The sequence below is a fragment of the Dolichospermum circinale AWQC131C genome (assembly GCF_000426905.1).
Taxonomy (GTDB): Bacteria; Cyanobacteriota; Cyanobacteriia; order Cyanobacteriales; family Nostocaceae; genus Dolichospermum; species Dolichospermum circinale.
Window position 1 is genome coordinate 28,752 of sequence record NZ_KE384625.1, and the last position, 11,319, is coordinate 40,070.

The following is an 11,319-nucleotide window of genomic DNA, read 5'->3' on the forward strand; positions in this document are numbered from 1 at the left end:
GTGCAAATTAAAAAATTAATTTCATAAACTGCACACCCCAAAAAGGCCATGACAACCAAGCGCCTAAAACACCTACTCCTAAAAGCACTGTCAGGGCATAGGTTTGAGTTTGTCCATTGTTACTATATTTTAACCCTTCACCACCTAAAAGAGAGAATAAACCCACAAAGTTGACAATACCATCTACTACGAATCTATCTAGGATATCGGCAAATTTAGAAAGTTGGGCAACGCCGAAAATAATGGTGATTTTGTACAGTTTGGGAGTGTAAAAATCGTAAGCAAATAAATTTTGTAAACCTTGCCAGGGTAAACGAATTGGTTTAGGAATGTTGCCTAAATAGATGATGCTGCTAATACTGCAACCGAATATACTTGACCAAATTAATAATAGGGCAACGTCTTTATTTAATGTTGCCCAGTCAGGAAGCAATGACAAGCTTTGTAATACTAAAGGCAGGTGTAAAACAAAGCCCGATAAAATCATCATTGGTAAAACCATTAACCAAATAGCTTCGGGGGAACGTTCACTCATTTGTTTGGGTTTACCAGCAAAAATTAAACAAAATTCCCTAGTTAAACTAAATGTGGTTAAGGCATTAACAATAATAACTATTCCTACTAAAGTCGGATGTGTTGCCCATAAACCATCAGCTAATTTAAACAATGCCCAAAAACTACCTAAAGGGGGAAAACCTATTAAACCCAATGTACCAATCATAAATGCTAAACCGGACATGGGACGACGTGACCATAATCCACCTAATTGGGTAACATCTTGGGTGACACTATTCCAAACAATTCCTCCTGTACTCATGACTAGTAATGCAGAGGATAAAGCATGGGTGAGGACTAATAGCAGCGCGGCTTCATTTTGTTGTGTGCCTACGGCAATAAATACCAAGCCCATGTAAACACTAACACAATAGGATAAACAGCGTTTAATGTCAATTTGAGCGATCGCAATTAACGCCCCACCAATGGCTGTTACTGTACCAATAGCCACCATTACATAAGCTGCGACGGGAGATAAACTAAATACAGGTTGTAATTTAATTAACACCCATGCCCCACTGGCGACGACCACCGAATTTCGTAAAATTGTACTAGGAACAGGTCCCTCCATTGCTTCATCTAACCACAAATGTAGGGGAAATTGGGCGCATTTACCCATGGGACCTGCAATTAAGCCCAAACATACTAAAGTAATAGTTGTGGGGTCAACATTTGCAGTAGCCGCCCAAGCAGTCAACTCTGTATAATTCCAAGTCCCTGAAAGTGTCCAAAGTCCTAAGACACCCATTAACAAAAACAAGTCTCCTACCCGTTTGGTTAAAAAAGCATCTCGCGCCCCAGTCACTACCAAAGGCTGACTAAACCACAACCCTACTAACAGGTAAGTTCCCAAGGTAAGGATTTCCAGAATTACATAACTAAAAAATAAATCATTACACAAGACTAAAGCACAAAGACCAGCTTCAAATAATCCTAATAAGGAAAAGAAACGTCCCCAACCCCAGTCCATTTCCATGTAACCAATAGCGTATATCTGCGCCAGCAAATTTAAGCCGGTAATAATAATTAACGCCCCTACACTAACAGCAGAAATTTCTAAATTAATGGTGAGATTTAAACCTGCGGTAGACAACCAAGGAATAAATACCTCTTGGGCTGGATGATTTCCAATCACAAAGAAAGCAAGAACAGCATGAACAAATGAGCAAAAGGTCATAACTGCGTTTACGTATCCCGCTGGTCGAGGACCTGTTTTGCGAATTATTCCTGGTGACCAAGGTATGGCTAAAAGCCCACCTATCAAAGCATAAACCGGGACTAGCCAAATAGTATCTAGTAAATACTGACCCATTCAATTACCTCTACATTTTGCAGCAAAACTTAAAGAAAACACAGCAAATACCGTTGATCCCTATCAATCTAGTGATCATTGATAATCACAATTTATTTTTATTTAATATTATTATGAACAGTTTACCCTTATCTGTAACAAAAATAAATTATTTAAGTAGATGAATTTGCAATGATTTCTGTAAGTGATTCTTATATTTCTGTACATTTGATTATTCAATAGCAACCATCATGTTTAATCTATAGATTAACTGTTCAAGCAGTATCTATAATCCAGGGGCAGTATTTACTACCCCATTCGTGTTTAATCTAGTAATCTAAATTACATTTTTATTGTGGCAAGTTACTGACTGCAATAACTACTTGTGGGCTGAGTTGACTAATAGGGGCTGGTTTCATATCTCGATAATCAATAATTTGGACAACAATGAGGTAAGCAATAGCCAGAAGTATAGAAATCACCCCTGTAATAATCGCAACTATCTGAGAACGGTTCATAAGTGTTTCCTGTAAATTAAGTAAATACTGCAAATTTAAGTAAATAATGATTTTAGAGACTTTTCATGGCTGAATATGGCTACTCCACCTCGGTTATCGGCAACATCAAAGATAGTATAGTATTAATATCAGGACTTATGCAAGATATGGCTTAAAACCTTATTTTTGTGTAACAGAACTTTTCTGAAATTAAGCTTTATGTCACTAACTGAAGAAATTCTCTCTCAACTTCCAGGGGATATTTTAGGCGGCTTGCGTCGCGCAGATACCATTTTAACATCTCTAAGAGATAATAACTCACCCATACCAAATGTAGTTCAAGAAAATCCCGAAAATTTAGAATCATTACAATTTGATGTCATTATTTGCGGTGGAACTTTGGGAATTTTAATTGGTTGCGCTTTAGCTGTGCGGGGTGTGCGCGTAGCCTTATTAGAAAGGGGAATTTTGCGGGGAAGAGAACAGGAATGGAATATTTCTCGCCAAGAATTAAAAGTATTTCGGGAATTGGAATTACTAACGGAAACGGAATTAAACCAGGCTATTGTTACTGAATATAATCCCGCACGAGTTAGCTTTTCAGGAGGTACAGAAGTTTGGGTAGAAGATGTTCTTAACATTGGCATAAGTCCTATTTATTTACTTGAAACATTAAAAACTCGCTTTCTGAATGCTGGAGGGAAACTATTTGAAAATACACCCTTTAGTAATGTAGTAATTCACAAAAATGGAGTTATTATCAATAACCAATTTACTGGAAAATTGTTATTAGATGTCATGGGAAATCTATCACCAATTAGCCAACAAGCACGTCAAGGAAAAAAACCAGATGCACTTTGTTTAGTTGTGGGAACTTGTGCTACAGGATTTCCTGAGAATAAAACTGGTGATTTATTATTATCTTTTACAGCATTGGAAAATCAATGTCAATATTTTTGGGAAGCATTTCCCGCCAAAGACGGGAGAACAACTTATCTCTTCACTTATTTAGATTCAGCGCCAGAAAGATTGAGCTTAGAAACTTTATTTGCTGAATATTTCCGTCTATTACCAGAATATCAAGGTGTGGAAATTAATCACCTCAATTTTCAACGGGCTTTATTTGGTTTCTTTCCCAGTTATCGTCAAAGTCCTTTACAAACTCCTTGGAATCGGATTTTATTTGTAGGAGATAGTAGCGGAAATCAATCACCTTTAAGTTTTGGTGGTTTTGGGGCTATGGTGCGTCATTTACAAAGGTTAACTTTAGGAATTGCAGAAGCATTGAAAACTGATCAATTATCTGCCAAATCTTTAGCAATTCTCCAACCATATCAACCGAGTTTAAGTGTAACTTGGCTATTTCAAAAAGCCATGAGTGTAGGAGTAAATCAACAAATTAACCCCAATCAAATTAACCAATTACTCGCGGCCGTATTTGCACAAATGCAGCAGTTAGGAACACCTGTTTTAAAACCTTTTTTACAAGATATTGTCCAATTTGGGGCGTTAACAAAAACCTTATTAAAAACTGGTTTATCTCATCCTTTATTAGTTGCAAAAATCATTCCCCAAGTGGGTTTATTGAGTTTATTAGATTGGATGTTACATTATGTAAATTTAATTGTGTATACTAGGTTGTTTAATTTAAGTCCAATGTTAGAAACATTAGTTAATAATCTACCACAAGACAAACAATATTATTGGCATCGGTTAATAGATAAATGGCGGTTTGGTTCTGGTAGTGATTATCATGAATAAGTAGGTGAACACAATCAAACAAATCTCTGTCAAGAACAGTAAAATCTGCCAAAACTTCAATTTTTGACGATTTTTCTGTTATTAAGACAATGACGGATTTTCTGGATCTCCGTTGTCGCTAAACCTAAATACATTTGCTGTAGTTCTCTGGATAAATCAGGATTTTTGATCAAATGTTCTATCCGGCTTTCAATAGTAGCAATCAAATTATCTAAATTTTCATTAGTAACTATGTTTTGTTTCCCTATCTCCTTTAAACTAGGCTGTACAGATAGTTCTCTAGCATTATTTTGGTTCTGCAAATATTTAGCTTTTTCTGTTTCTAATTGAGCTACAGTTAATTGTAAGGTTTCTATGACTCCATACATCTCCAATGGGTCAAATATCCGCAATAAACTGGTTTGAGTGACTATAGCTAACTTTGCGCCCCAATCCCAGGATACAACCAATCGCTGCACTCGTCGCTTTTGCATTTCTTGATGGGCAGACCATAGAGAATCTTCTGGACTCAGTAAAAATAACGGTGTACTCATCACTGTTTTTGCTTGAATTTCAGGCAAATTTAAGCCCAATGCTTGAAATTGTACTATGTCTCTTTCTGTAACAATTCCTACTGGTTTACAAGTGGATTCATCATCATTCCCAGAACCACTTTTCGTTATCACCACGCAACTAACTTGATATTCTGCCATCATCTGCGCCAAGCTGAGTACGGAGGCTGTGGGTGCTGCGTGAATTACCTGGTTTGTCATGACTTCTGATACCCGTCGCATTTTCAGCAAGTTGGTGGGGCGCAAAACTTGTCTAATACTCTCTGGGGAAACAATTCCTACTACTCGTGTATCTTCATTGACTATCACTAAATGGCGAATCCGATACCGCCGAAATAAAAACAGTGCCGCAAAAATATCCCGAAATGAAGTTTCCACTAAGGTTATTACTGGATGTATCATGACATCAGCTATTTTCACTCCAGTAAAATCTCTACCCATAGCGGTAAGTCTAACAACATCTCTTTCTGTAAAAATTCCCAGTAATTTGTTTCTTTCTATGACTAAAATACAACTTGACCGCGTACCTTGCATGGAACTAAAACCCATTTCTGAATCAAAATCAGGTAAGAAACAACTATTACCTCGCGTCTGATTCATTAAATTGACAACATCAATTAGGGAAGTATTCGGTGTAACAACCAGTGGACGCTTATCTATCGCATCTTCTAAGCAAGGAACGCCAATGAGTGGGTCATCAATTTCCATATTTGACAATAGCCGATGAAGTTAATTTATAAAGTTTTGTAAAGTTTTTTGTCATATACATATTATTTTCTATAAATTTCAGGTACAATACGAGGGATGTAAAGGATGAAAGGGGGGAAACAGTTTCTAGATAAAGGATTGAATTATCAAAAGGTAAATATGGGCTAAAATTCGGGGTTATCTATCCCAGTAGGGGTAAAAAAGACATTTTTACTTTGTGGTTCTAAATTAGAGCCAATATGTACATCAGTCTTCATCCATACCGGAAATTCTTTGTATTTTACCATAGAGCCTGTCTAAAACCCTTTTAACTGATACAGGTTGCCATTGACTCCCCCGCTTGGTTTGATATCCTTGCTGGTTAAGCCAAGCGGCGATTTGTGGAAGTGATTTTCCTGACTTGTGGTGACGGCGAATTAATTCAATAATCTGTTGTTCAGATGGATTTTCGACTAATTCACCATTAACAGACTGTTGACCAAAAGCAGGTGAACCATAGCCGGCATAGCCGCCACTGGCTGCTTTCGCTTTTCTGGCTTGGTCTAGCTTGTCTCTGATGTAAGAATCTTTTGATTTTTCAGTTGCCATTGTTTTTAGAAAAAAATCATTTCTATTCTATGGGGATTATATCTCAAATATTGGTCTTTGCCAGTTGATGAGTGAGAGTTTTGTTTACGTCTTTCTATCCTTGCATTTATCCTGAGCAATGCTAGTATTAATTTTTGCATAGCTAATGAAAACAGATTTGATCTGCATAACCCAAAAATCAAGTAAAAGTCGTGAGTATTTTATGCGAAACAAAAGAAACATCAAAAGATTGAACTTTCTATGGCATCAGGGTTACTGTAATTCCGGTTTTGGCTTGACCTCAATCAATAATTTAACTCATGGACATTCCATTTTATCATTGACAACTTCCCATTTCCCAACCAGATAATCACCAATTTAAATTTTTGCTGGAGAAACCTATGGCTACTTCTGAAAGTCCGAATGAAACTCTTGTTCAATATATCCAAAAATCAGACTTTGAATCGTTTTTAGAGAAGAAAGAATTGTTTGTGATGGACTGTACCGCAACTTGGTGCGGACCTTGTAAAATCGTTGCTCCTTTAATGGATAAACTAGCCGAAGAATACAAAGATCGGGTAAAAGTGGTCAAATTAGATGTTGGTGACGGCGAAAATCAAAGCGTCGCTAAAAAGTACGGTATTCGCAGTATTCCCGCAGTTATGTTTTTCAAGGATGGTGACTTATCAGAAACAATTGTGGGGGTAGTTCCCTATGAGAAATTCACCACAGCTTTAAACAAAATACTTTCACCTTCTTGAGGGGGTTTTTCCATGCAGAGAGCGTATATATTTCCATGTCCTAATTGCGGTAGTGAAGCAAAACGTCAGTTTTTAACTGATGGAAAACTAGCTCACAAGCATTCTTTAATGAATCAAATTATCCGTACAGAGTGTCCAGTTTGTGACTACCTGATGGTAATGCGCTCTCTGGATGGTAGTGTAATTGAAGCTTACGCACCGGGAATACCAAGCAACTTTAAACCATTAACTACATCTCATCTTTCTCCAGAAGTTTGTGAAGAAGAAATATTAATGATGAGTGAATCTATTTCATTCTGCTCGATATTTTTCCATGTACCAAATCAAAATTCCACAGATTCATACTCATTACTTTAAGGATTTTCACCATGATGAAAGCTGAAGACATAATGACCACAGAAGTAATTACAATTCGTGGTTCAGCAACCGTAGCGGAAGCTGTAACTTTGATGAATTCTAAAGGTTTACGTTCTTTAATTGTCGAACCTCGTACAGAAAATGATCCCTATGGCATGATCACCGAAACTGATATTGTTTATAAAGTTGCTGCCTATGGCAAAGACTCCAAACAAGTGCGAGTTTATGAAATTATGACCAAACCTTGTATTGTCGTCAATCCTGAGCTTGGAGTAGAGTATGTAGCTCGTTTATTTGCTCACACCCATATCCGTCGCGCTCCTGTAATTAAAGGTAAGTTATTAGGGATAATTTCTATTACTGATATTCTCAGAAAAAGTGACTTGTTTGAAAATCCTAAACGCCTCTTTATTGAGGATGAAATAGAAGTGGCACGGGAAGAAGCGAGAGCAATTTGTACAGCCAAAGGTGATTCTTCTCGTGAATGTGCATCTGCTTGGGATATAGTAGAGGAACTTTTAGCAGTAGCATCTCATCAACGAGTAGCAAAGGAAAATATTCAGGAGAATATTGAATAATAAATATTATTTACTTTTCCTAATTTTTCAAATATCGTCTCATGGTTCTATTGATATTTCCGCTGAGTTAATTCAATGGTCAAAAGGGTGGGAAAAAGAACCAGAGTTAGTCAAAAGACCGAATTGAGAAAGAAGCGGGTATTGTCAGGAGTGAAAGCTGATTAGATCTAATTTCTATACCCATCCTAAACATAAATACCTCCTTTTCTCTACCTCTGAGTCCTCTGTGTCCTCTGTGGTTCGTTTCAAAAAATCCCTTCACAAACCAGGGAGAATAGCCATATCTATCGTAGGGTGGGTTAGCGACAGCGTAACCCACCATCTGATTAGGTAGTTATGTAAAATAAATTGCATATCTCATAGGATTTAGGCTTATAAGAGCTAATATATATACAGATTTATTTAATAATTTAGGTATATATTTATATTTAAGTTAATAGGCAAAAGTGACAAAATTCCTACAGTAGTGCAACAATTATGTCCCTTTTTTTGGCTATTTTTAATCCGTAATTGTCTACTTTTTAGTGATATTTTCAACCTAAAAAGGCAATTTTACGGATATTTGTGCGTGAAATGCTGTTATCATCAAGCTATTGAAAGTGACAAAACTGAAACAATTATGTCACTTTTATTTTGTCTAAGTCTCTAGACAGAGGTTTTTATTTTGAATAGGATGTAGTCGGGAAATGAAAAAGTACAACGTTTCCGATTTTCTAGATTTTTTGACTTTTTAAAACCAAGGAGAATACGAAGATGGCTAATATTCAAATCTTTGAAATTAATGAAGATGGACAATTACTAGTAAATGATCCAGCATTAGCAGGGGTGCTTCAAGAGTTAACGCCTGAAGAACTTAAGATAATTGGTGGTTGTACAATAATAAACAACGGCAACTGCGGCTGCAAAGCAAATCAAGAATAGAATCAATACCTTCGCCAAAACCCTGAAATCCTATTGATATCGTGGCGATTTTATTGGGTTTCAGTCCTATATTTGGAAAATTGGTATAGGTATTGAGAATAAGATTTACTTGAAAATCGATCGTTACAACATAATAAATGTAGCGATCGCATTTTCAAGCGAAAAACTAATATAAGGAATTTGTCAAATGACAACAATAGAAACTGTAAAACAAGCTAACTTGGTGCGTGCGCGATTAATATCTGATAAAGCTTTGGAATTAATTATTTTGCCAACAGAACAATGTAACTTTCGTTGTATTTATTGCTATGAAGATTTTTCCATAGGGAGAATGAAACCTGAAGTAATTTCCGGTATCAAAGCTCTTTTAGACAAACGATCTTCAAAGTTGAATTTTTTAAACCTATCCTGGTTTGGTGGTGAACCCCTGATTGCTAAGGATATTGTTTTAGATATCTCTGAATATGCTACATCTTTAGCGGCGAAAAATTCTCATTTGCATTATTCAGGATCTATGACAACCAATGGTTATTTACTAGATATTAATACTGCTTCTGCTTTAGCTAATGTAGGGGTTACACATTACCAAATTTCCCTTGATGGACCAAAGGAAATTCATGATCAGAGCCGGATTCGGGCAGATGGTAAAAGTACATTTGAGCGAATTTGGAATAATTTACTAGCAATACGGGATAGTTCATTACCATTTTCTATCTTGTTACGTCTTCATTTTAATCCAGATACATTTAACTTTCTTGATCCTCTATTGGAAGATATTAAAAGAGAATTTTTACCTGATTCCAGGTTCTCTATTTTGTTTAAAAGTATTGAGCATCTTGGTGGATCTAATGATAGTTCAATCAAAATTTTTTCAGAGACTGAGAAGGAAGCAGCTAATAAAATACTTCAATCTAAATTATTTGGTGATGATTTAAAATCACCACAGGATGGTAGTCCAACAGCGGAATATGTTTGTTATGCTGCACGTCCTAACTCTTTAGTTATTCGTGCTAACGGAAAAGTTAATAAATGTACAGTAGCGCTTACAGATGAACGTAATGACGTTGGTACTTTACAGCCAGATGGTCAGCTTAAACTTATACCAGGGCGTTTTGCTCCTTGGGTTCGTGGAATTGAAACCCTTGATTTTGAAACATTAGGTTGTCCTTTAGTTTCATTACCCAGTAGCGATGAAATTAGTGCTAATTTATCAAGAAAGTCTGTTGCTGTGTAAAAAAGGATTTTTTTCTCGTTCCCTCGTTCCCTCGTTCCCAGTCGGAGACTGGGAATGCTACCTAGAGGCTCTGCCTCTATGACTTAGTATCAATGAAGGCAGAGCCTTCCGTAATTCATTCCCATACAGAGTATGGGAACGAGAACATTTTTGTGATTAAATCACTCGAAATTCACATTAATCTCTGTTTGATTAACTTGTTTTTTGATCCAACTTAATAGTAAATCGCTAACAATTTGCTGACGCAATTTATCATTCAACTCCGGCTGAATAATCTCCTCAACAAAAATCAAATGTACCCCTTTAGAAGTAATTATCGGTTTAATTACCTGTGGGGGTTTTGCACCAAAGACAGCAGCAGATATTTCTGGCTTTAAATCCCGACGATTTAATACTCCTAAATATCCCCCCTGACGACGTAATTCTATATCTTGAATATATTGGTGAGCTACATCATAAAAACTCATTTCTCCTTCCTTGACTGCATAAAAAAGTTCTATTGCTAGATCTTCATCATTAAATACAACTTCATACATAACCACACCAGCATAATTTAGCTGATTTTCAAAAAAGAAAGGTTCGATTTGATCAGAAAATAAATGTTTGCTTAACTTAGCAGTAACCACACCAGTATAGACTATATCTTCAAAATCATCTATAGATAAACTATGTTTTTCTAACCATTTCCAAGTGTCATTAGCACTGGTCAGGTCATTATTTAATCGCAGAAAATCCGCTGCTTTTTGTAATTCTTCAACTTCTACTTTTATCCCTGCTTCTTCCGCAGCATTTATAATCACTTTTCGGCTGATAATTTGCTCAACTAACTCAGGTATTTTACAGGATAATTTAACTTGTTGTAAAATATCTGATTGGGTAATGGTGATGCTTTCTGACATAATTTGCTCCTTAAATACATAAATTATACCCCACCCTACTTATTAAGGGGAGGGGACTGAATTAATCGTTTCCCCCCTTCTCGTTTCTCGTTCCCAGTCTCCGACTGGGAATGCTACCTAGAGGCTCTGCCTCTATGACTTAGTATTAATGAAGGCAGAGCCTTCCGTAATTCATTCCCATACAGAGTATGGGAACGAGGGAAGGGGGATAATTCGATTTGTTTCTTGTTCCCATACAGAGTATTGGAACAGGAGATAATCAAGCTACATTTTTTACCGAGATAATACCCTCACTACACCAATGCGCTAATAACCATTGGTCAGAATCCTTGTCTAGTGATGGTTTGAGACGGAAAGCAAAAAATTCTTCCCATTCCTCTATACCGTGTCGTGAGACAAATTGTTTCTCAACTTCCTTGAATTTTTCCCAGTTACGTTCCGCTATCGCAGTCAACATTGGGATTAATTCAGTAATTGATATGGAAAGTGTTGCTTCACTCATCTGGGTATCCCTCAAAAATACAAATTATTGGCAAAATTTCTGCTTGAGTGTCAATGACTTCGATTAATCTCAGGCCTGCTATATAAAACCTAGACAAAACTAGACTTTACTTTCTACTTCAACGGGAGCATGGGAGC

At 36.6% G+C, this 11,319-nt stretch carries 12 protein-coding genes; 6 read left to right on the top strand and 6 right to left on the bottom strand.

The features are described from left to right. Positions 1-7: 7 nt before the first annotated feature. Positions 8-1,867, bottom strand: a complete 1,860-nt coding sequence (locus ACIR131C_RS0115420; protein ID WP_028090927.1) for an NAD(P)H-quinone oxidoreductase subunit F — start codon at positions 1,865-1,867, stop codon at positions 8-10. Between the two features lie 329 nt (positions 1,868-2,196). Next, entirely contained in the window at positions 2,197-2,364 is a 168-nt protein-coding gene (locus ACIR131C_RS26145; protein ID WP_196811786.1) for a hypothetical protein, read from the bottom strand. A 198-nt stretch (positions 2,365-2,562) separates the two neighbouring features. Here ACIR131C_RS26145 and ACIR131C_RS0115430 point away from each other — a divergent pair, with 198 nt between their 5' ends. Then, on the top strand, positions 2,563-4,104 hold the full coding sequence (locus ACIR131C_RS0115430; RefSeq protein WP_028090928.1) for an FAD-dependent oxidoreductase: 1,542 nt from the start codon (positions 2,563-2,565) through the stop codon (positions 4,102-4,104). Between the two features lie 56 nt (positions 4,105-4,160). On the opposite strand, the gene ACIR131C_RS0115435 is transcribed toward ACIR131C_RS0115430, so the two are convergent. Both ACIR131C_RS0115435 and ACIR131C_RS0115440 read right to left on the bottom strand, forming a co-directional pair. Beyond that, entirely contained in the window at positions 4,161-5,363 is a 1,203-nt protein-coding gene (locus tag ACIR131C_RS0115435; RefSeq protein WP_028090929.1) for a CBS domain-containing protein, read from the bottom strand. Positions 5,364-5,609: 246 nt separating this feature from the next. Then, on the bottom strand, positions 5,610-5,951 hold the full coding sequence (locus ACIR131C_RS0115440; RefSeq protein WP_028084444.1) for a recombinase family protein: 342 nt from the start codon (positions 5,949-5,951) through the stop codon (positions 5,610-5,612). Between the two features lie 380 nt (positions 5,952-6,331). On the opposite strand from ACIR131C_RS0115440, the gene trxA reads away from it, so the two are divergent. The 5 genes from trxA (at position 6,332) to ACIR131C_RS0115470 (ending at position 9,781) form a co-directional block, all read left to right on the top strand. After that, positions 6,332-6,691, top strand: coding sequence for a thioredoxin (gene trxA / locus ACIR131C_RS0115445; protein WP_028090930.1), 360 nt, complete (start codon positions 6,332-6,334; stop codon positions 6,689-6,691). Positions 6,692-6,703: 12 nt separating this feature from the next. Continuing rightward, positions 6,704-7,048, top strand: a complete 345-nt coding sequence (locus tag ACIR131C_RS27240) for a hypothetical protein (RefSeq protein ID WP_071604962.1) — start codon at positions 6,704-6,706, stop codon at positions 7,046-7,048. Between the two features lie 11 nt (positions 7,049-7,059). After that, positions 7,060-7,626: a CBS domain-containing protein gene (locus tag ACIR131C_RS0115455; protein WP_028090931.1), complete on the top strand. Its 567-nt coding sequence runs from the start codon at positions 7,060-7,062 to the stop codon at positions 7,624-7,626. A gap of 753 nt (positions 7,627-8,379) precedes the next feature. Next, positions 8,380-8,547 (top strand): type A2 lantipeptide, encoded by a 168-nt coding sequence (locus ACIR131C_RS25660; protein WP_155963142.1) that lies wholly within the window; start codon positions 8,380-8,382, stop codon positions 8,545-8,547. A 187-nt stretch (positions 8,548-8,734) separates the two neighbouring features. Then, positions 8,735-9,781, top strand: coding sequence for a radical SAM protein (locus ACIR131C_RS0115470; RefSeq protein WP_028090932.1), 1,047 nt, complete (start codon positions 8,735-8,737; stop codon positions 9,779-9,781). Between the two features lie 161 nt (positions 9,782-9,942). Here the strand turns inward: ACIR131C_RS0115470 and ACIR131C_RS0115475 are convergent, their stop codons facing one another. Together ACIR131C_RS0115475 and ACIR131C_RS0115480 are read right to left on the bottom strand one after the other, a co-directional pair. Continuing rightward, a complete protein-coding gene (locus tag ACIR131C_RS0115475) occupies positions 9,943-10,680 on the bottom strand; it encodes a peptidylprolyl isomerase (RefSeq protein ID WP_028090933.1) in 738 nt (245 codons plus the stop codon). Between the two features lie 259 nt (positions 10,681-10,939). Next, on the bottom strand, positions 10,940-11,182 hold the full coding sequence (locus ACIR131C_RS0115480) for a hypothetical protein (protein WP_028084424.1): 243 nt from the start codon (positions 11,180-11,182) through the stop codon (positions 10,940-10,942). Positions 11,183-11,319: the final 137 nt, after the last annotated feature.

What these genes read in the sequence shown, in the direction of transcription:
- ACIR131C_RS0115420 (WP_028090927.1), bottom strand. Translation starts at nt 1,867, where the DNA reads ATGGGTCAGTATTTACTAGATACTATTTGGCTAGTCCCGGTTTATGCT.
- ACIR131C_RS26145 (WP_196811786.1), bottom strand. Translation starts at nt 2,364, where the DNA reads ATGAACCGTTCTCAGATAGTTGCGATTATTACAGGGGTGATTTCTATA.
- ACIR131C_RS0115430 (WP_028090928.1), top strand. Translation starts at nt 2,563, where the DNA reads ATGTCACTAACTGAAGAAATTCTCTCTCAACTTCCAGGGGATATTTTA.
- trxA (WP_028090930.1), top strand. Translation starts at nt 6,332, where the DNA reads ATGGCTACTTCTGAAAGTCCGAATGAAACTCTTGTTCAATATATCCAA.
- ACIR131C_RS0115470 (WP_028090932.1), top strand. Translation starts at nt 8,735, where the DNA reads ATGACAACAATAGAAACTGTAAAACAAGCTAACTTGGTGCGTGCGCGA.
- ACIR131C_RS0115440 (WP_028084444.1), bottom strand. Translation starts at nt 5,951, where the DNA reads ATGGCAACTGAAAAATCAAAAGATTCTTACATCAGAGACAAGCTAGAC.
- ACIR131C_RS27240 (WP_071604962.1), top strand. Translation starts at nt 6,704, where the DNA reads ATGCAGAGAGCGTATATATTTCCATGTCCTAATTGCGGTAGTGAAGCA.
- ACIR131C_RS0115435 (WP_028090929.1), bottom strand. Translation starts at nt 5,363, where the DNA reads ATGGAAATTGATGACCCACTCATTGGCGTTCCTTGCTTAGAAGATGCG.
- ACIR131C_RS0115480 (WP_028084424.1), bottom strand. Translation starts at nt 11,182, where the DNA reads ATGAGTGAAGCAACACTTTCCATATCAATTACTGAATTAATCCCAATG.
- ACIR131C_RS0115475 (WP_028090933.1), bottom strand. Translation starts at nt 10,680, where the DNA reads ATGTCAGAAAGCATCACCATTACCCAATCAGATATTTTACAACAAGTT.
- ACIR131C_RS25660 (WP_155963142.1), top strand. Translation starts at nt 8,380, where the DNA reads ATGGCTAATATTCAAATCTTTGAAATTAATGAAGATGGACAATTACTA.
- ACIR131C_RS0115455 (WP_028090931.1), top strand. Translation starts at nt 7,060, where the DNA reads ATGATGAAAGCTGAAGACATAATGACCACAGAAGTAATTACAATTCGT.